20 protein-coding genes and 1 tRNA gene are annotated in these 19,240 nt (G+C 47.0%); 5 read left to right on the top strand and 16 right to left on the bottom strand.

Going from position 1 to position 19,240, the window contains the following annotated elements:
* Positions 1 to 334: 334 nt before the first annotated feature.
* Complete coding sequence (locus NG833_RS14980; RefSeq protein ID WP_254566086.1) at positions 335 to 655, top strand: STAS domain-containing protein; 321 nt, start codon at positions 335 to 337, stop codon at positions 653 to 655.
* A 124-nt stretch (positions 656 to 779) separates the two neighbouring features.
* On the opposite strand, the gene NG833_RS14985 is transcribed toward NG833_RS14980, so the two are convergent.
* The 15 genes from NG833_RS14985 to ureE form a co-directional block, all read right to left on the bottom strand.
* The gene (locus NG833_RS14985; RefSeq protein WP_254566087.1) at positions 780 to 2,141 is read right to left on the bottom strand and encodes an NAD(P)/FAD-dependent oxidoreductase; all 1,362 of its coding nucleotides are present in this window, start codon (positions 2,139 to 2,141) and stop codon (positions 780 to 782) included.
* Between the two features lie 145 nt (positions 2,142 to 2,286).
* A complete protein-coding gene (locus NG833_RS14990) occupies positions 2,287 to 2,598 on the bottom strand; it encodes an urease subunit beta (protein ID WP_254566125.1) in 312 nt (103 codons plus the stop codon).
* Positions 2,599 to 2,641: 43 nt separating this feature from the next.
* On the bottom strand, positions 2,642 to 2,944 hold the full coding sequence (ureA, locus tag NG833_RS14995; RefSeq protein ID WP_254566088.1) for an urease subunit gamma: 303 nt from the start codon (positions 2,942 to 2,944) through the stop codon (positions 2,642 to 2,644).
* 10 nt (positions 2,945 to 2,954) lie between these two features.
* Entirely contained in the window at positions 2,955 to 3,818 is an 864-nt protein-coding gene (locus NG833_RS15000) for an urease accessory protein UreD (RefSeq protein ID WP_254566089.1), read from the bottom strand.
* A 267-nt stretch (positions 3,819 to 4,085) separates the two neighbouring features.
* Positions 4,086 to 4,784 (bottom strand): urea ABC transporter ATP-binding subunit UrtE, encoded by a 699-nt coding sequence (urtE, locus tag NG833_RS15005; RefSeq protein WP_254566126.1) that lies wholly within the window; start codon positions 4,782 to 4,784, stop codon positions 4,086 to 4,088.
* A 191-nt stretch (positions 4,785 to 4,975) separates the two neighbouring features.
* Complete coding sequence (locus tag NG833_RS15010) at positions 4,976 to 5,311, bottom strand: hypothetical protein (protein WP_254566090.1); 336 nt, start codon at positions 5,309 to 5,311, stop codon at positions 4,976 to 4,978.
* A 46-nt stretch (positions 5,312 to 5,357) separates the two neighbouring features.
* A complete protein-coding gene (locus NG833_RS15015) occupies positions 5,358 to 5,927 on the bottom strand; it encodes a GNAT family N-acetyltransferase (RefSeq protein WP_254566091.1) in 570 nt (189 codons plus the stop codon).
* Between the two features lie 39 nt (positions 5,928 to 5,966).
* Positions 5,967 to 6,176 (bottom strand): hypothetical protein, encoded by a 210-nt coding sequence (locus tag NG833_RS15020; protein WP_254566092.1) that lies wholly within the window; start codon positions 6,174 to 6,176, stop codon positions 5,967 to 5,969.
* Between the two features lie 384 nt (positions 6,177 to 6,560).
* Complete coding sequence (urtD, locus tag NG833_RS15025) at positions 6,561 to 7,313, bottom strand: urea ABC transporter ATP-binding protein UrtD (protein WP_254566093.1); 753 nt, start codon at positions 7,311 to 7,313, stop codon at positions 6,561 to 6,563.
* A 66-nt stretch (positions 7,314 to 7,379) separates the two neighbouring features.
* Entirely contained in the window at positions 7,380 to 8,627 is a 1,248-nt protein-coding gene (gene urtC, locus NG833_RS15030; protein WP_254566094.1) for an urea ABC transporter permease subunit UrtC, read from the bottom strand.
* A 37-nt stretch (positions 8,628 to 8,664) separates the two neighbouring features.
* Entirely contained in the window at positions 8,665 to 9,822 is a 1,158-nt protein-coding gene (gene urtB / locus NG833_RS15035) for an urea ABC transporter permease subunit UrtB (protein ID WP_254566095.1), read from the bottom strand.
* A gap of 149 nt (positions 9,823 to 9,971) precedes the next feature.
* Complete coding sequence (gene urtA / locus NG833_RS15040) at positions 9,972 to 11,270, bottom strand: urea ABC transporter substrate-binding protein (RefSeq protein ID WP_254566096.1); 1,299 nt, start codon at positions 11,268 to 11,270, stop codon at positions 9,972 to 9,974.
* A gap of 337 nt (positions 11,271 to 11,607) precedes the next feature.
* On the bottom strand, positions 11,608 to 12,204 hold the full coding sequence (ureG, locus tag NG833_RS15045) for an urease accessory protein UreG (protein WP_254566097.1): 597 nt from the start codon (positions 12,202 to 12,204) through the stop codon (positions 11,608 to 11,610).
* 160 nt (positions 12,205 to 12,364) lie between these two features.
* On the bottom strand, positions 12,365 to 13,048 hold the full coding sequence (locus NG833_RS15050; protein ID WP_254566098.1) for an urease accessory protein UreF: 684 nt from the start codon (positions 13,046 to 13,048) through the stop codon (positions 12,365 to 12,367).
* Between the two features lie 88 nt (positions 13,049 to 13,136).
* On the bottom strand, positions 13,137 to 13,580 hold the full coding sequence (ureE, locus tag NG833_RS15055) for an urease accessory protein UreE (RefSeq protein WP_254566099.1): 444 nt from the start codon (positions 13,578 to 13,580) through the stop codon (positions 13,137 to 13,139).
* A 253-nt stretch (positions 13,581 to 13,833) separates the two neighbouring features.
* On the opposite strand from ureE, the gene NG833_RS15060 reads away from it, so the two are divergent.
* From NG833_RS15060 to NG833_RS15070, 3 genes are all read left to right on the top strand, one after another.
* Positions 13,834 to 13,905: transfer RNA gene (locus NG833_RS15060), tRNA-Thr, on the top strand.
* A gap of 225 nt (positions 13,906 to 14,130) precedes the next feature.
* Complete coding sequence (locus NG833_RS15065) at positions 14,131 to 15,210, top strand: cell wall metabolism sensor histidine kinase WalK (protein WP_254566100.1); 1,080 nt, start codon at positions 14,131 to 14,133, stop codon at positions 15,208 to 15,210.
* A 371-nt stretch (positions 15,211 to 15,581) separates the two neighbouring features.
* Positions 15,582 to 16,454 (top strand): GGDEF domain-containing protein, encoded by an 873-nt coding sequence (locus NG833_RS15070; protein WP_254566101.1) that lies wholly within the window; start codon positions 15,582 to 15,584, stop codon positions 16,452 to 16,454.
* A 200-nt stretch (positions 16,455 to 16,654) separates the two neighbouring features.
* Here the strand turns inward: NG833_RS15070 and NG833_RS15075 are convergent, their stop codons facing one another.
* A complete protein-coding gene (locus tag NG833_RS15075) occupies positions 16,655 to 17,926 on the bottom strand; it encodes an HhoA/HhoB/HtrA family serine endopeptidase (RefSeq protein ID WP_254566102.1) in 1,272 nt (423 codons plus the stop codon).
* 395 nt (positions 17,927 to 18,321) lie between these two features.
* Here NG833_RS15075 and NG833_RS15080 point away from each other — a divergent pair, with 395 nt between their 5' ends.
* Positions 18,322 to 19,236 carry a glycerol acyltransferase gene (locus tag NG833_RS15080; RefSeq protein ID WP_254566103.1) on the top strand — a complete coding sequence of 305 codons (915 nt, stop codon included), beginning with the start codon at positions 18,322 to 18,324 and terminating at the stop codon, positions 19,234 to 19,236.
* Positions 19,237 to 19,240: the final 4 nt, after the last annotated feature.

The raw sequence follows: 19,240 nt of genomic DNA on the forward strand, positions 1-19,240 counted from the left end.
AATTCTGACGGATTGAAGTCCAACCCCAATCCTGTTAAACAGTCAGGGGGTTGACGGATTCCCAGGGCCTCATTGTGGCAGTGCCTTGCTAGGCTGGGATTACCCCATCTATTATGTGAGAATCTACAACTTGTCAGTGATTTGGATCACCGAAATTCTGCCAAATGATCGCTGTTTCTAGGTTTCTGCATCACACAAGATCACCGCAAAATCACGGATATTGACAAGAAGTCAGGGGAAACCATTCGTATTTTTACGCAGAGTTAGAAAGGGGCGTGAACCCGTAAACTCGCGCCGATTCTAAAGAACATACCGATCGACAGAGGAAATTTGTATGAACGTAGTCCTTCAGCCCCAAGGGAATTTAGACTTAAAAGCATCGGCAATGCTTCAACAAAATATTGCTCGTTTAGCCTGGGAAAAATACAATCGCTGGTTTATTGATTTAGGGGAAGTCACGACGGTGAGTCATTCCGGACTCATGGCATTAATCACCGCCAATCAACTGGCTAAAAAAACAGGCCGCCGTTTAAGCTTGTGTAACCTGAAAGGATCGGTGATGTATCTGTTAGAAATTACCGAACTGGATGGGTTGCTGGATATTTTATCCGAGGATGATGAACCGATGGAGATTGTGGATAAAATTGTTTTTTGAAAAGAGGGCGATCGCCCTGCTTATAGGGTGGCTCAGGGTAATCTTGCGATCGCCTGCTTTTCGGTTCATTTCCCCCGTTTCTGCTCCCTCACCATCTGCTTACCATCTGAATCGAGGTTCCAGCTTATACTTCCAGGGTTTCTTTTTCCGGTTCCGGGAGATGATAGTCCCCTCGACCATCAATTTCAATTAACATTTTGGCCTCTTCTCCCGTAATTAATCGGGCTCCCCGTTTGCGGGTAAAATAGTTCCAACCCCATTGAATCATCACTACTAATTTATTGTCAAATTCAATCAAGAAATAAATATGCACAAACACCCAAAATAGCCATGCAATAAACCCAGAAAATTGAATAAATCCTAAATCCACCACCGCTGCATGACGTCCAATCACCGCTAAACTGCCAAAATCTACATAATGAAAGGGCGGATATTCCTTCTGCTTAAAACGGTGTTGAATCACCTTCGCCACATATTCCCCTTGCTGCATCGCCACCGGCGCAACCCCGGGTAAAGGTTTGCCATCTTGATGAGCAAAATGCGCCAAATCCCCGATCGCAAAAATATTAGAATATCCCGGTAAACTTAAATCGGGTTCCACAATCACCCGTCCAGCGCGATCGCGTTCCACTCCCGTCCGTTCAGCTAAAATTTCACCCAGTCCCGACGCTTTCACCCCTGCCGCCCATAATAAAGTGCGCGTGGGAATGATTTCCTCTGTGTCACCGCGTCGCACTGTGACTGCATCCTCCGTGACATTGATAACCAAACTATTGGTTTGGACAGTTACCCCTAATTCATGTAAAGATTTTTCAGCTTTTACGGACAGTTCTGGAGGATAGGGAGGGAGAATTCTATCCATCCCTTCTAACAGTAAAATTTTCGCTTCTGTGGTGTTAATATTGCGAAAATCTTCTTTTAAGGTATTATGAGCCAGTTCAGCGATCGCCCCGGCTAATTCCACCCCGGTCGGTCCTCCGCCTGCGATCGCAAAGGTTAACCAAGCTTGACGTTTTTCCGGGTCCGTTTCCTTTTCTGCGGCTTCAAATGCCATGAAAATTCGTCTCCGCATTTCTAAGGCATCTTCCACCGTTTTTAACCCCGGCGCTTTGTCTTCCCAGTGGTCATTTCCAAAATAATGATGACTCACTCCCGTGGCAACAATTAACGTATCATACCGAATTTCTTCCCCTAACAACTTCAATGTTTGCTGTTTTGGGTCAATATCCACCGCTTCTTCCAGCAGCACTTTGGTATTCTTATTTTTACTGAGCACCCCACGCAAGGGAGAGGCAATATCTGCCGGGGAAAGAGTTCCCGTTGCCACTTGATAAAGCAGGGGTTGAAATAAATGAAAATTCCGTTTATCAATCAGGGTGACTTGGACGGGAGCACGCCCGAGGGACTGGGCGGCATACAGCCCTCCAAATCCACCCCCCACAATCACAACCTGATGAATCGGTGTCGTCGAGTTTACATCTATCATGAGTTATATTTTTCTAGTTTTAGAGGAAATTCATCCCCACTTTCTCCCCCTAACTCCCGCAAGAACCAGGGGGACATTGAGGATTCTTTCCACTTTAAAAGAAATTCTTAACAATGGTAGTAGTGACGGTTACAGACTTTGAGCTTTAGGAATCCAGGGGTCCATTAATTTGACCATTAAAGCCATACACCTGACGACTGCCGACAAAGGGAACTAATTCCACCTCTCGCTCATCTCCCGGTTCAAATCGCACCGCAGTTCCTGCGGGAATATCCAGGTGCATTCCTCGGGCGGCATCCCGGTCAAAATTCAAGGCTTCATTGACTTCAAAAAAATGAAAATGGGAGCCAACTTGAATCGGGCGATCGCCCGCATTAGCGACTTGCAACCGGACGGTTTTTCGCCCCGCATTTAACTCAATTTCTCCAGTTTTAACAATAATTTCTCCGGGAATCATCATCACCTCTACCCTGTAGTATTTCAGATTAAATCAGTTCAACTTACCGAATTGGATTGTGAACCGTCACCAATTTTGTGCCATCGGGGAACGTCGCTTCCACCTGCACTTCCGCCACCATTTCCGGGACGCCTTCCATGACTTCCTCTCGGGTGAGTAAGGTGGCACCATAGCTCATCAAATCAGCGACGGTTCGGCCATCTCTCGCCCCTTCTAAAATAGCAGCAGAAATATAGGCGACAGCTTCAGGGTAATTTAAAAGTAAGCCCCGATTTTTACGACGTTCGGCAACTAACGCTGCGGTAAAAATCAATAATTTGTCTTTTTCTTGGGGAGAAAGTTGCATAATAAATCCTTCAAATCGGCCAAACTCGCGGAGGACAACTCGGACGGCCTATAAAACTCAGGCGCAGGAGTTGCCAAACTTCGCTAAACCAGTTTCGCACTTCTGGGGTCGAAGATCCACGATATCGACATAATAATCCGTGAGGGAGCCTGGTGACGCCAGTTTCACCCAGGGAGGAACTGGAACGCGCCTCCCACAGCGATCGCGCTTCCTGGACCAGTTCCGGGGTCACTGGGTCCCCAATCCAGGCGAGGGTTGCCACAATGGGGAAACCGGCTAAAGCCGAGTTGGAGGCAACGGAGGATTCACTGCCGTTGAGATGTTGGCGATCGATCCACAGGGGACGACCCTGTTGCCAGATTTCCGTGTGCGATCGCCACTCTCCCTGGACAAACGTTTCCCCCCGGGCACTCCGTCCAAATCGGTTAATTTCCCACAACAAAAAGCGGGCATCCTGCGCTAATTCAATGCGTAAATTTTGGCGATAAATTGCCCCATTAAAAATAATACTTTCCTGGGGAAGCCATTCACAACAAGCGCCAGAGTCCACCTGAATCTGAATAGTTTGCCGTGCAACTTCACCCATACTGCGATAAATTTTAGCTGCCGCTGCTGTGGTAATTAAAGCATGAGCATTCTCCTGGAGATGGATCGATTGTCCCAGGGAATCACCGCCCACAATTCCCCCAGCGGTATGCAGAATGACGCTATGACAAACCCCTTCCCCTTCGGGATAAAAGGGTCGCTGAATCTTGAGGGGTGCTGTAACTTTTGCTGATGCTACCTGAGTAGCATTTCCAGATTGAGCGTAGGCTAATTCTAAGCTGCCATGCCATCCTTTAACGGGTTGATTTTCAGTCTGACTATTACTCACAAATTCTCGGATTCAGGTTACATTATAGCGGTTCCCATAGTTATGAGGTACGTTTTGGGAGTGCGAGCATCTTGCTCGCTATCCTCCCTAGCGAGCAAGATGTGATGCTACGGCACGCTACGCGGTAAGCGGAGCTATGCCGCAGGCTTTACGCACTCCTATAAATATCTGTACCTCATGAGTCCAGGAACCGCTATAAATTCTACTATAGCGTGTAGTTTGACAAGAAATTCGGTTGTCATAGCCTGTAAAAAACCGAGTTTCTGATTAAACCGCTAGGAATCGTTGAATGACTTCATTGCTGAGTTCTTCAGTGGAACCCGAGGCAACAATTCCTCCTTTTTGCATGGCATAATACCAATCGGCTTCTCGAACAAAATGCAAATGCTGTTCTACTAGCAGGACTGAAATGCCTTTGGTTTGGATAATCCGACGCACTGCCGCTTCAATTTCTAAAATAATCGAAGGTTGGATGCCTTCCGTGGGTTCATCGAGGATGAGTAAGCGAGGATTTCCCATCAAGGCGCGGGCGATCGCTAGTTGTTGTTGTTGTCCCCCACTCAAATCTCCCCCCATCCGATTCAACATTTGGTTTAAAACCGGAAATAACTCGAAGATTTCATCAGAAATTTCCGGAGTTTTAGGCCGAGTGGGTCGCGCTTCTAAGCCCAAAATTAAATTTTCTTTTACCGTCAACCGGGGAATAATTTCCCGCCCTTGGGGGACATAACCGATGCCCATTTTAGCACGGCGATCGCTCGATTTATCGATGATGGGTTGCCCCTCTAAATAGATTTGTCCCTTCCGAGGTTGCAGTAATCCCATAATCGTTTTTAACAGAGTCGTTTTACCGACCCCATTCCGGCCAATCAGGCAGACCATTTGTCCCGGGGATACGCTCAAATCTACATCTCGTAAAATGTGACTTTCCCCATAATAAACATTCAACCCGGATACTTGTAGCATCCGATGGGATGCAGTGAGGGGGTTTTCTAATGCGATCGCTGGATTAGTTGGACTCATTATGCTGCTCTCTAATTAATTTTTACATAAATAGAGACGCCTATCTTTGCGTCTCATGATTGATTAGCATCAAACAGAAAAATTGTCCCCCGATTTAAGTAAATAGAGTTTCATCCCTGGACTTTCGTATGACATTAAATCAATTTAGTATCCATTTCAGGGGAGCGCAGTTTCGGTTTGATCTGCCTCTGTTTTCTCTGGTTCATCTCCCCGGCTTGATCGCCTGATTTCTGGGTTAGTAGATGTTCTTCAGCACCTAATCCAGCACTGATATCGCACCCGGCTTCCTCTTCAACTTGAATCGCCCATTTTAACCGAGCTTCTCCATATTGATCGTTCATGGGTTGATCGCCGGGTTTCTGGGTTAGCGGATGTTCTTGAGGACCTAATCCAGCATTGATATCGCACCCCGCTTCCTCTTCAACTTGAATCGCCCATTTTAACCAGGCTTCTCCATATTGTTTATTCACTAATTTTTCTCCTATTCTTGAGTTGAGAATCATTGGACTGAAATAACTAGCTGAGTTTCACTATCTTTAAAGCCTCCTCTTTAGAAAATTCAAAATAGGTAAGATTTTCATACCTTTCATCGGGGCCAAAATTAACCATGTTAAGCTGATTCTTGTAAAATCTTTCTGCTTCCGGTAAAGCGTGTAAACCGACCCTCCCTTTATATTCTAACTCTATACTGCGTTGCACGGCAAACGTAATCATAGCTGTACCCACGCCCCGGTATTTAGGTGGGCTTTGGATAGAAGGACGATTCCAAGGAGCTGTTGCTAAATAATCCACATAAACTAAATTTTTGTTCCGTTCTAATCGAGAGCGGTGATAGTCAATTTCTAACAACATCAAACCTTCCGTCATAAGTTCGCACTCAATGGCGTACCCTTCGTAATTAGCCAGCCTGCTTATTGCTTGATACTTTTTTACCCAATCCCAATGGCTATCTTCTTCACTAGAAGGTTGAAGCCTCGGATTCCATTTTTGCTGAAAGTGGTTCAAATGAACAATAGATAAGGGGAGTAACTCTGCCTCTACAGCTTTTTGGTCTTGAACCCTAAATAATAATAGTTTTACACTCACTCTATGTCCCTCATGCTAGGTACATCCTCCCAGAAAGTTTTACAAAATCAAGACTTCAGATTTATCTTGTTCTAAAGATTCAAAATAAAGTTTATCGCCTCGTTCCAGCCGTTCCTCAATTACTCCTATCATCCTTAATGCCTGACGCAGGACGGCAGATTTGCTCATTTCCTTTTTTTCACTCAAATAATTGAGCAATTCTAATTCAGTTACGGATAAATTTAAAGAAATTAAAGTTTTTTTATTCAACTTTTTTACTCCTTTCCATCACCTGATATTTTTTATATCATATCTATATATTTTTTATATGTCAAGGGAACGGCGAACCTTGGAAGAAAGCCTGTAGCGCAGGGGGAACGCCGCTACGGGCCAAGACTCAGAGTAAATTTGCGGTTCCCTCCTGCGCTGAAATTACTGCTCCCTTTAAGACCGGGCGGTTTTCACGATATCGGTTTAGAGCGGACAAAAACGACTGTAGCCCTTGCACAGTGGAGTTTTCGGCTTGATAGACGCGCCAACGACTGCTGGACAGGTAGGCTCCCTATGCTGTCGCAATTCATACTGGGCTTTTAAAAACTGGATGGGTATCAGGCCGAGGTTTCCGAACTTCAACTCTTTCAGTAGGTTAGTTTTTTATTCATGTTCCTCGGTACTGCCCAAATAGACTTGAATCACTTTGGGGTCATTTTGGACCTCTTCAATACTCCCTTCACAGAGGACCGAACCCTCATGCAATACCGTGACTTTGCGGGCAATTTGCCGCACGAATTCCATATCATGTTCAATCACAATAATTGAATGACTTTGGGCCAAGGAAATTAGTAATTCTCCGGTGAGGGCGGTTTCTTCATCGGTCAATCCCGCCACGGGTTCATCAACTAATAATAAATCGGGAGATTGCGCCAGCAACATTCCAATTTCTAGCCATTGTTTTTCCCCGTGGGAGAGTAATCCCGAGGCAATATCCGCTTTAGCGACTAAACCGATGGTTTCCAGGAGGGTTTTGACCGTATTATGCTCCGATGCTGGAGTGGGTTTCAATAAGGTCTGAAATACATTTTTATTCCGATTGCAGGAAATTTCTAAATTTTCCCGAGGGGTAAGATTCAGGTAAACCCGTGGGGTTTGAAATTTGCGACCAATGCCAAATCGAGCGATTGTATCTTCAGAATATTTCCGCAGGTTTCGCCCTTTAAAGAAGACTTTTCCTAGGGTGGGTTTGACTTTTCCGGTAATCACATCTAAAAAGGTGGTTTTTCCGGCACCATTAGGACCAATAATCACCCGCAACTCTCCCGTATTCATGGTGAAAGTTAAGTTGTTCAGGGCATTAAATCCGTCAAAACTAACGGTTAAATTTTCAATTTCTAAGATGTTCTCGTTCACGGACTCTCTCTCTAACACTGGATGACTAGACGATTTCCCGAGTCAACTCATCGGGAGTGGATGGGTTTAAGGTTCTAGGGTTTCACGTTCCCGTTGAATTTCGGGGTCTTCGGCTAACTTGGGATAGGTAATCACATATCGCGGACGTCCGGTAATCATGCGAATGAAATTACCCGCTTCGGTCCGCAACCAGCCGACGATGCCATTGGGAAGAACTAAGACAACAATGAGGAAGAGTGCGCCTTGGAAAAACAACCAAATTTCGGGAAATTGTTCGCTTAAAAAACTTTTTCCATAGTTGACTAATAAGGCTCCGAGGATGGCTCCGATTAAGGTAGCTCGACCGCCTACGGCAACCCAAATTACCATTTCAATGGAAAAGGCAATATCCATTGCTCTAGGGGAAATGATACCCGCTCTAAGGGTAAAAAGTGCGCCTCCGAGTCCGGCTAAAGCGGCAGAAATGGCAAAGACTAAAACTTTATATCCGGTGGGATTGTAACCGGAAAACCGGACGCGACTTTCATCATCGCGAATGGCAATCAGTAAGCGTCCGAAGCGTCCCGAGGTTAACCAGCGACAGAGGAGATAGGAACCGGCTAATAGGATGACGGTGATCACATAAAACCCATACTGAGTGTTGGGGTTAGAGATGGGAAATCCTAAGAGGGTTTGAAAATCGGTGAGTCCGTTGGTGCCGTTGAAGAGTTTTTGTTGTCCGTTGAAGAAGTTAAAAAAGACGATGGTAGCGGCTTGGGTGAGGATGGAGAAGTAGACGCCTCGGATGCGGTTGCGGAAGACGAGATACCCGAGAAAGGCGGCGAGGATGCCCGGAATTAACAGGATGGCGATCGCCGTGAAGGGAAAGGATGAAAAGGGTCCCCAAAACCAAGGCAGTTCGGTTACTCCATAGAGTCCCATGAAGTCGGGGAGTTGACTGCTGGCGGTTTCAGGAATTTGTAATTTGATATGCATGGCGATCGCATATCCCCCCAGAGCAAAAAATATCCCATGTCCCAAACTCAGCAGTCCCGTATAACCCCAAATCAAATCAATCCCCAAGGCAACGATCGCCAAGGCTAAATACCGATGCAATAAATCCAATCGAAAATCCGACAAGACAAGCGGCATAACGGCAATCAAGATTAAAGCCACTACCCCAATCGTCGAGAGTTCAAATAATCGCGGTTTTTGCGTTGCTATCTGATTAACCTTATCCTTTGTCCGGATAAATCTGTCAATCCAACTGTTAGTATCTGAGCTTTCTTTATCAGGGTTTTCTTCCCATTTTTCCGGAAATTTATCATTGCTCATGCCGTTTTTTTTTACCTCGTTTAACTGACCTCTTAACCTAGGCATCGACCGTGCGTCCCTTTTGAGGAAACAGTCCGGCTGGACGCAGTTGTAAGAATAGAATAATCAGCACAAATACCATCACTCTTGCCATACTGGTGGTGGCAAAAAAGGTCAAGAAATCAAATAAAACCCCGTCGGGAGAAACCATTGAAATGAAAATTCCGGAACCAATGAGGTAGTTCACCAATCCAATGACCAGTGCCGCTACAACAGTTCCAATAATTTTGCCAACTCCCCCGACAACCACCACCATAAACGCATCCACAATATAGTTTTGGCCCGTATTCGGTCCCACGGAACCGAGTAAACTAATGGCACAACCGGCAATTCCAGCTAATCCGGACCCGATCGCAAAGGTTAAGGCATCCACTTTTTGGGTGGGAATTCCCAGACAAGCACTCATGCTGCGATTTTGGGTCACCGCCCGAATTCTTAATCCCCAAGGCGATCGCAACAAAAACAGGTAAATTCCGACCACACAAACAATGGTCAAGGCAATAATAAATAACCGGACATAAGGCAATTGGAACGTGCCAATGGGAATCCCCCCACGCAACCAACCCGGTGCCGTCACATCCACCCCTTGGGCCCCAAACCAGGGTTGAGTGAGGGCTAATCCCACGGCATTCCCTAAAATCGAACCGACGGCGACAGCAATTCCAGCAGAAAGAGGCAGCAAAATGGCGATCGCCCAATTGCGAATCCGCTCAAAATCTGGACGCCGCTTGACCCCCCATAATCCGCCAAAAAATAGCAGACAAAACACCCCAATTTGAATACAAATCAGCCAACTGATACTGCGGACCAATTGTTGCAAAATTAAACTCACCCCCCAGGTTGCCAGCAGGGTTTCCAAAGGTCGTCCATACAGGTAGCGAATCACCCCCCTTTCTAGGAGGACCCCGGCTGCCCCAGCCACCAAAAATGCCAGAGGAAGGGCTGCAATAATATAAAACCCAAACCAGGGTTCTCCAAATCCTCTAAACACATTTTGGACAACAAATGTTGTGTAGGCTCCCAGCATCATCAATTCACCATGAGCAAGATTAATCACACCCATAATGCCAAAGACAATGGCTAATCCTAATGCCGCAATTAATAAAACCGCGCCAATGCTAAGGCCATTAAACAGGCTCTGTAAAAGTAGTGCCATTATAGTTAAATTGAATAATCTCCATAAAGCGTTTAATTTCCTTTGAATTGTAACCGTTTAGAGTTTAAATAGGTCCAGAAAAAATTTACAGTGACTTATCTTTACCCCTCTAAACTCTAAACGTTACTGTTACCAAATCTTGGCAATCTTTACATCATATACTTGCCCCCTTTAGAGGGGTCTGACCAGTCGCAGGAATAGCCTTTTGTATCGGCTACATATTGATTCCAAGGAATCGGGTCAACCGGGGCTGGGGTTTCGGAGACAATCTTAAACATTCCATCATCCCCAATTTCTCCGATGCGGACTGTTTTTGACAGGTGATGATTGTTTTGGAGGGTAACCAGACCGCCTGGAGCTTGCAAGGTTTGTCCCACAGCGGCTTTACGGACTGCCTCAATATCATCGGCACTTCCGGCTTGTTCAACCGCTTGCTTCCACAAATAAACCATAATGTAAGCGGCTTCCATTGGGTCATTCGTCACCCGATTTTGACCATATTTGGCCTTAAATGCTTCCACAAATTTTTGGTTTTCTGGGCTATTGACGGATTGGAAATAATTCCAGGCGGCATAATGGCCTTTGAGATATTCGGTCCCGATCGCCCGCACTTCTTCTTCCGCAATACTCACGGACATGGTGGGATATCGGTCCGGAGTCAACCCCGCCCCTTGCATCTGTTTGAAAAAGGCCACATTGCTATCGCCATTGAGGGTATTAAAAATCACGCCTCCATCAGGCAAAGCGGCTTGAATTTTGGTAATAATCGCGGTAACTTCTGTGCCGCCCAGGGGGATATAATCTTCTCCCACGGTTTGACCCCCTTTGGCTTCCAGTTGAGCCTTAATAATCGTATTGGCAGTCCGGGGAAAGACATAATCCGACCCCACGAGAAAGAATTGCTGACCTTTATTTTCTAATAGCCAATCCACGGCGGGCTCAATCTGTTGATTGGGGGCCGCCCCAGTATAGAAAATGTTCTTAGAACATTCTTGCCCTTCATACTGCACGGGATACCATAACATATGACCACTCGTCTCAAACACCGGCAAAACTGCCTTGCGAGAGGCGGATGTCCAGCAGCCAAAAACCGTCGCCACTTGATCCCGATCGATCAGTTTTCTAGCTTTTTCCGCAAAGGTGGGCCAATCTGATGCCCCATCTTCCACAACCGCCTCAATTTTCTTGCCGAGAACCCCGCCAGCGTTGTTAATTTCCTCGATCGCCAACTGTTCTGCATCCACGACGCTTTGTTCGCTAATCGCCATCGTGCCACTGAGGGAATGGAGGATTCCCACCTTAATCGTATCTACGCCACCACCTGCCTCCGGAGTTGCTGCATCGGTTTCCGGTACATTAGCTTCGGTACAAGCTTTCAGCAAAATGCTGCTTCCGAGGGCAGCGGTACCATAAAGCAGAAATTTACGCCGTCCAAGTCGATGAGTCATCCTGTTTTTCTACTCCTACTGGTATTGACTTGCTCCTATCAGAGCCTTGATATTAAAGCGATGTTCTCGGCAAACAATTGTATTTCTCGATACAGAAAATTTTTAAATATTCAATGGTGAGACCTCTGATATCTAGTCTGAGCCAATTTTTGACAATGTTGCGATTTCTAACAATTGTGAGGTCGAGGGGTAACGGTAGCTTTATGGACCTTAACATACCCTGTAAGCATTGGGTTAAGATACTCATCAGTCCAGGGGGTTGATTGCACCTGATGCGATCGCCCCCCGGAATCCAGCCTCAAATAGCGCTACATTACCGGCACAAAAGTGCCAATTTTTAGACCAGATTAGCCTCAATAAAATCAATCACGGCTTGCAATCCTTCTTGCGTCTTCAAATTGGTAAAGGTAAAGGGCCGACTGCCGCGCATTTTTTGGCTATCCCGTTCCATCACCCCCAAATCTGCCCCGACTAAAGGGGCTAGGTCAATTTTATTAATCACTAACAAATCCGATTTGGTAATTCCTGGCCCTCCCTTGCGAGGAATTTTGTCCCCAGCAGCGACATCAATCACATAAATCGTCAGATCGACTAATTCCGGGCTAAAAGTCGCGGCTAAATTATCACCGCCACTTTCGACAAAGACCAAATCCAAGGTCAAAAATCGCCGTTCCAGTTGGGCGATCGCAGCTAAATTCAACGAGGCATCTTCCCGAATCGCCGTATGAGGACAACCCCCGGTTTCTACCCCCATAATTCGCTCTTTTTCAAGGGCCTGCGATCGCACCAAAAATTGAGCATCTTCCTGGGTGTAAATATCATTCGTCACCACCGCCAAGTTATAGCGATCGCGCATCGCCTTACACAACGCATCCACTAACGCTGTTTTTCCTGAACCAACGGGACCCGCAATTCCAACACGAAATGAACTCATAATCAGGTTTTTTGTCTTATGTCATTGGTCATTGGTCATTGGTCATTGGTTGTTGGTCACTGGTCATTGGTCATTGGTTGTTGGTCATTCATCCAAATGACAAATGACAAAAGACAAATGACAAATGACAAATGACAAACAACCAATGACCACGATAGTTTCAACTCCTAAACAATCGAGAATATTGAGTTTCATGCTGCATACTGGCTAAACTAAGCCCCCAAGTGCAACTGCTGAGGTCATCATCTTCTATCCTTAAAATCGTTTGAACCGCCGTCACCAGATTGGGTTGTAAGTTAAATAATAGCTGTTGCCCCGCCGTTTGACCTAGGGGAATCAGTTTCACTCCAGCCCCAATAAAATTACAAGCCCAACTGTGTAAATATCCCAATAAAGCCACATCCGGGGGAATCTGCCAATAGGAGGCAGCCATCCCAAAAGCTACTGCAAAATTACAATCTTCCTCACCCAATGCGGTGAGTTTAACTCGGTCTTCTACCGCCCACAGGCTCATCAATAACCGCAGTAATGCATTTCCCATCTGCCAACTCTGTTGCCGTAATTCTTCCGTTTCTCGGGTTGCCGATGACCAGTGATTCCACTCCTGCACCTTGTCCCAATTTCCGGTATAGGCTGCATTTAAGGCTCTCACCATCACCGCTCCATCTAAAGAAATCGCCCCTTCTCGCAATTCCCAGTCCATCCAATTTTGAAGGGTTTCTGCACTGTTGACAATGCCACGTTCAACTAACATTTCTAACCCTTCAGAATAGCTATAAGCTCCAACAGGTAAGGCAGGACTTGCCAGTTGTAATAAGGATAATAATGAAAAATCAGTAACCATAAATTAAAGCATAATATTAGGTAAAATTTGAATTTTAGTTGATTTTGTAGCGGCCAAGTTAACAGTAATTGACAAATTGCGACCGTCATCAATGACCATGAGGGGAGTGATAAGCTCCTATTTCTGGATGAAAGGGAGCGGTTTCTTCTTGAACTGTTAGACCTAATTGTTCTAACATCGCTTTTAAAACCGGGTCAATGGTCAACCGTAAATAATTCGGGTGAATTTCTAAAGGAACGTGACGATTTCCTAAATGATAGGCAGCGCGTAATAAATCTAGGGGAGTATCAGCAGTAACCATCAGGGTGGGTTCCGGTTTGGCGGTGACGAGAACGATAATGTTTCCCGAGTCATCGGTGAGGCAGTCGCCATGACTCAAGACAGTGCCTCGGGGTAACTTCAGGTGAACCTCTTCTCCTGACTCGGATTCAAAGCGATGGCGACTGCGGGTGCGATCGCCTGCGGTGAGGGAAAGGGTCAAGGCGACTGCCGCCTGGGGATCCGGTGGCAAACGGTGGGTTAAGGTCAACATTAGCAATGGATCAACAGCAAGCTGTGAACTTGTGGGACTGGGTTAGACCAAATCCTACCATTGAGGCGATCGCCCGAGGAATCCCACCCTGATTTTTCTCAGGGATTTCCCTAAAAAAGTGCTGGATTCAACTGGGGCCTTGCCTTGACGGGACCGGCATCCTAGTCACGGTTCAAAAAATTCCTGAAAAATATCTGCTAGACCCTCTAGCCAACTCAAAAAAAGCCTGCTACAATCATCTAATGTCAGTCATGCCGATGTAGCTCAGTGGTAGAGCACTTGATTCGTAATCAGGCGGTCGCGGGTTCAAATCCCGCCATCGGCTTTCCTTAAAAATCGCTAAAATAGCATCCGATCGCGATCGCCCGTCACCAGGGCAGGGTCTGTCAGAAAACCCGCCCAGAACTGAGGCACTTCACCTGCAAAAGCGAGGTGGTTACGCCCACTGGGACAGCGAAATGCGATCGGGCGTTTCCCCTGTCTGGGTTTGCGTAAGTCCTATCAATGGGGACAGAAACCGGGTAAAAGTTGCTCAAAACTAGGGCTAAGAATGGCTAAGATAGGATTGCGATCGCGTTTATTTTTGTCCCATCTCCTCGTCTTAATGGTTGGGGTGACCGTCCTCGTAATTACCGGCAAACTCTCCTCCCCCCGCCTGTTTATCGTTCACCTTCAACAACTTGAAGGCAAAGGATTTAACCTCCGCTATGTCCGCACTTCTTTAGTCGATGTCTTTGAAACGACCTGGAATCGTGGCACATTTTGGTCCGTAATTGTAGGAACAACCGGGGCCGGTTTGCTCAGTTATTTTGTTGCCAAACGGATTACCAAACCCATGACTCTCATGGAACGGGTCACCCAAAAATTTGCGGCAGGAGAACTCCATCAGCGAATGCCTGCCAGTGAAATTCCTGAACTCAATCGCCTCAGCGCCAGTTTTAATCGCATGGCAGCCAGTATCGAAAATGTGGAACACCGACGCCGGGAACTGATTAGTGATTTGACTCACGAATTGCGAACCCCTTTAACAATTATTCGGGGCAATTTGGAACAACTCGAAGATGGAACTCTTCCACCGGACCCCGAGATTTATCACCGTCTGGCCAAAGAAACTCGGCGTCTGGAACGGTTAGTCAATGACTTGCAGGAACTCTCCAAAGCAGAAGCCGGTTATTTGCCGATTGATTTGCAGGGGATGAATGTGCGTCCTTTGTTAGAAACCTTAATTGAAAGGTTTTCCGATTGGATTCTGGAAGAAAACCTAGTGTTGCAATTAGACTGTCCTCCTCAACTCCCGGCAGTGCTCGCGGACCCCGATCGCTTAGAACAAGTGCTGGTCAATCTTCTGGGAAATGCCTTGCGTCATACGGCGCGGGGTTCGATTTGTTTGCGAACCTGGACCAGTGCAGGTTATCTGTGGATTGCCGTGATTGATACGGGGTCCGGTATCCCCCGAGAGGATCTGCCTCATGTGTTCGATCGCTTCTGGCGCGGGTCCAGTGGCAGCAATGGCACCGGCATCGGACTAGCCATTTCTCGGCGGTTAGTGGAACTCCAAGGGGGTCAGATGCAAGTTGAAAGTGAAGTGGGAAAAGGCAGCCGGTTTCAGTTCTCTCTTCCTTTGGCTTGAGGCTGAATTACTTGCGATCAACTCCACCCACTCTGGAGTGAAGATTGCCGGCTTCTGGGGGTGGCGTCATCACAGCAGTCCCTGATGATCAAGGAAGTTGTTAAACGGAAGTTGAGGAGTTTAAACCCGGGAAATCATCAGCCGCTTTGTCAACTTTTGCGGAAAATTAATGACAACCCTAATAAAGCTGTTTAAAATATACGAACGGCTGATGGCTACCCCAACTATGATGTTCTTAAAAGACAGAATTGGGCATCAGGCGCACAGGAATAGAATCCCTAGCGTATTTTTTTTTAATTGGCATCTGTCAAAGGGATGACAGTGGATTTATATTCGAGATATAATCAAAAAGTTTACAGGAGTGCCGCGTCATGACAATTGAGCCATCTAGAAACCTGACTTGTGTCAAGACCAAATTTTATCAAGGCGATGAAGAGGAGTCCGAGCCCAACACCTCTCTACTCTGGGAGGTGGAAAGACTGCGACTGAAACTTGATAAATTTAAGCAGGAAAAGGCTAAACTGCTCTGTACCCAAAAGACCTTGATGTTCCATACACAGACCCTGAGTGCTTTGGTCTCGGAATTGACGCAAAAATTGGAAGCAGAACGGCGCGATCGCCAGCAGACTGAATCCACGTACCAGTTTCTGGTGACGAACCTGCTTCGCGAAAAGGCAGACCTAGAAATCATGCTCGACACGATCGTCGAACATTCCGACCTCATGGAAGAGTTATTGCATGAACAGTGTATTCGCGATCCGTTAACGGGTTTGTTTAACCGGCGGTATTTAGCCAAATCTTTAGAACGGGAACTGTGTCGTGCTCAACTGACCGAGCGATCGCTCGGCCTGATCATGCTGGATGTTGACCATTTTAAAGGATTCAACGATACCTACGGACATGAGGCGGGGGATGTCGTCTTACGGGAACTCGGATGGCTACTCAAAACGGAAAGTGGTGCCCTTGATATTGCTTGTCGATATGGGGGAGAGGAGTTTATGGTCATTTTACCCGAAGCCTCTTTAGAAAAAACTCAGCAACAAGCGGAGCATTTACGCCAACAGGTTAAACGTCTAAAATTGACGTATTTAGATCAAGACCTTCCCAATGTAAGTATTTCCGTTGGCTTGGCTGTTTTTCCCCAACATGGGTTAACGGGAAACAAGCTCATGCAAGCAGCAGATGCGGCGTTATATCAGGGGAAGACCCAAGGACGCGATCGCGTCGTGACGGCAACAGGTTAATCAGAGTGTTCTCAACCGTTTCTCTAGCGCTCGTAACCAGCGATCGGCCCTATTTAAACTTAATATTTAATTCCCGGTTAAAAAAACTGCAATATCAACATCAAACACCTAAAAAAATTGGCTCGGTTGGGAAGCCTTGTAAACAGTTCCACAACAGAGCCAGAAAAATGATGGGAATAAGTAAGTAACTCGAATGCCAATTAATTACTCGCTTGGTTCGGGAAAGCACCCGGTTGGACCGCCAAGGTCATCGGTTGACCATTGCGAATCACTTCCATTTGCAATTCGCCCCCAATGCGAGTCCGTTCCACTTGCTGTTGCACCGTATTGGCATCCGCCATCTGGACTCCATTAATCGAGACAATCACATCACCGGCGCGGATTCCACTGCGAACCGCTGGAGAATCCGGCATGACTCGGACAATTAAAATCCCTTTGTCTTCGGTAACCGTTAACCCGGAATTGGGATTGTTGTTAATTTCATTTTTCAGTTCTGGAGTCAACTCCACCATTTGAATGCCGAGATAAGGATGTTGAACTTCCCCATTCGCAATCAATTGTTGAGCAATATCTTGAGCGCGATTAATGGGAATTGCAAATCCGAGACCTTGAGCCCCTTGAATAATCGCGGTATTCATGCCAATCACTTCACCGCGCTGATTTAGCAAGGGACCGCCTGAGTTACCGGGATTAATCGCCGCATCAGTTTGAATAAAATTCACCCGTTTATCCGGGACCCCGACTTGAGACCCCGATCGCCCGGTGCCGCTAATAATGCCAACCGTCACCGTATTATCCAACCCAAGCGGATTGCCGATGGCGATCGCCCATTCACCGGGTTGCAATTGCTCCGAATCTCCCACAACCGCTGTCGGCAAATCGTTCGCCTCAATTTTCACCACCGCCACATCCGTCACCGAGTCCGTCCCCAAGACTTGACCTGTAAACGAGCGACCATCTTTGAGAGTGACCTCCACCGTATCCGCACCGGCAACCACATGGGCATTGGTGAGAATTTGGCCATCATTACTAATAATAAATCCAGAACCCGTCCCCCGCTCTACCCGCTCTTGAGGTTCACTCGGGAATCGGGACCCAAAAAATTGCCGGAAAAATGGGTCGTTAAAGGCATCGGGAATTTGGGTAGTCACCGTCCGGGAAGCATTAATCCGGACCACCGCAGGGCCAACATTGTTAACCACATTGGTAATAAAATTGGTGTCCGTGATGGGTAATCTGGCCTGAGCCACTGGACTCGCCGCCTGGACTTGAGCGGGAGAGGCGGCGTTCACCGCAGGTGAAACCAGGTTAGGTCCATTCAGAAATTGCGTAGCGGACCAGGTAGCACTCGCGCCGAGGAGAAAAATAGAAAAATAGGTTAGGGGTTTTTGCCAACCGGGGGCCGACCCCTGACGATCAGAATTCTTCAATGGTTCTGAGGGGGTATTGAACTGATCCTGTGTTGTTTTCATGGGTGATAACTCCTGCTGCAAAACTCCTGCATTACCTTAAAAATCGAGCGTTCTTGCTTGCAGTCGGGATAATATAGCTCGTCGAAACCAATCGGGAAGAATCCAGGAAAAAAAGCGGCCTGCTTTTATGTCCGGGTTAGACCCAACATGGAGACTAGCTATTTTATAGACCGTTCTAGCATAAAGTCAAGACTCGCATCAGCACGGCTTGAGACCGTTTCAACCGGGTTGAAGGGCTGACTATGTTTAATGTAAAAGGTAGATATGACGAGGATGTGACGAGGATATCGCAGGATTGTGGATCGGGATGAGGGGCGGGGAATCGGGGGGCGACAGAGTTGCTGGATTTGTCAAGAGCGTCCAGACCAGACTATTCTGGAAAGCGCTATTCTGCTATGGAAGGGCTGGGAGAGGCTTTGTTTGACAACCTGGAATCGTTCTTTGCACCTGGGTTCCTCGCACGAAAGGGCGATCGCCATCCCGATGATGGTTGGTCGTTAGACCGGCGTGACCCCAAGGTGATTCAATCATTTATGCCCCTGTGGGAATGGGCGTACCACCACTATTTTCGCGTGCAAACCGACGGATGGCATCATATTTTACCCGAGGGCAAAATGCTGGTGGTGGGTTCTCACAATGGCGGACTCGCGACACCGGATATGTTTATGTTTATGTATGATTGGTTCTGTCGTCAAGGGTTCGATCGCCTGACCTACGGACTGATGCATCCGACGGTTTGGGAGATCTTTCCTGAGATGGTGGTTCGGCAAGCGGCCCAATGTGGGGCGGTCCGGGCGCATCCGAAAATGGCGATCGCCGCCTTGCAAAAGGGGGCAACGGTGTTAGTTTATCCGGGAGGTCCGGAGGATGTGTTTCGCCCTCATCACCTGCGGGATAAAATTTATTTTGCCGGTCGCCAAGGGTTTATTAAGTTGGCCCTGCGGGAAAATGTGCCAATTGTACCGATTATTTCCTATGGGGCTCATGACACCCTGTTTGTGATGGCGGATATTTACAAACAAATGCGCCAGTTGCATGAGGAGTGGGGAATGCCTTGGTTATTTGGGATTGATCCGGTAGTGTTTCCGATTTATTTAGGGTTGCCTTGGGGGATTGCTTTTGGACCTTGGCCGAATTTTCCCCTCCCGGCGCAGATTCATACCCGGGTTTGTGCACCAGTTGTGTTTGAGCGGTATGGACGAGAGGCAGCCAGCGATCGCCAGTATGTGAATCAATGCTATCAGTTGGTTTGTACTCAGATGCAGCAGTCTTTGGACCAGTTGATTGCGGAAGTGGGCGATCGGTCTTAGGGGG

The sequence above is a fragment of the Oscillatoria sp. HE19RPO genome (assembly GCF_024220515.1).
In the GTDB taxonomy this organism is placed as follows: Bacteria; Cyanobacteriota; Cyanobacteriia; order Cyanobacteriales; family Laspinemataceae; genus Laspinema.

Coding starts and splice junctions, on each gene's coding strand:
- urtE (WP_254566126.1), bottom strand. CDS start 4,784: ATGCTACAAGTATCCGGGTTGAATGTTTATTATGGGGAAAGTCACATT.
- urtA (WP_254566096.1), bottom strand. CDS start 11,270: ATGACTCATCGACTTGGACGGCGTAAATTTCTGCTTTATGGTACCGCT.
- ureA (WP_254566088.1), bottom strand. CDS start 2,944: ATGCAACTTTCTCCCCAAGAAAAAGACAAATTATTGATTTTTACCGCA.
- urtC (WP_254566094.1), bottom strand. CDS start 8,627: ATGAGCAATGATAAATTTCCGGAAAAATGGGAAGAAAACCCTGATAAA.
- NG833_RS14990 (WP_254566125.1), bottom strand. CDS start 2,598: ATGATTCCCGGAGAAATTATTGTTAAAACTGGAGAAATTGAGTTAAAT.
- NG833_RS15070 (WP_254566101.1), top strand. CDS start 15,582: ATGACAATTGAGCCATCTAGAAACCTGACTTGTGTCAAGACCAAATTT.
- NG833_RS15050 (WP_254566098.1), bottom strand. CDS start 13,048: ATGGTTACTGATTTTTCATTATTATCCTTATTACAACTGGCAAGTCCT.
- NG833_RS15065 (WP_254566100.1), top strand. CDS start 14,131: ATGGCTAAGATAGGATTGCGATCGCGTTTATTTTTGTCCCATCTCCTC.
- NG833_RS14985 (WP_254566087.1), bottom strand. CDS start 2,141: ATGATAGATGTAAACTCGACGACACCGATTCATCAGGTTGTGATTGTG.
- ureE (WP_254566099.1), bottom strand. CDS start 13,580: ATGTTGACCTTAACCCACCGTTTGCCACCGGATCCCCAGGCGGCAGTC.
- NG833_RS15080 (WP_254566103.1), top strand. CDS start 18,322: ATGGAAGGGCTGGGAGAGGCTTTGTTTGACAACCTGGAATCGTTCTTT.
- urtB (WP_254566095.1), bottom strand. CDS start 9,822: ATGGCACTACTTTTACAGAGCCTGTTTAATGGCCTTAGCATTGGCGCG.
- NG833_RS15075 (WP_254566102.1), bottom strand. CDS start 17,926: ATGAAAACAACACAGGATCAGTTCAATACCCCCTCAGAACCATTGAAG.
- ureG (WP_254566097.1), bottom strand. CDS start 12,204: ATGAGTTCATTTCGTGTTGGAATTGCGGGTCCCGTTGGTTCAGGAAAA.
- NG833_RS14980 (WP_254566086.1), top strand. CDS start 335: ATGAACGTAGTCCTTCAGCCCCAAGGGAATTTAGACTTAAAAGCATCG.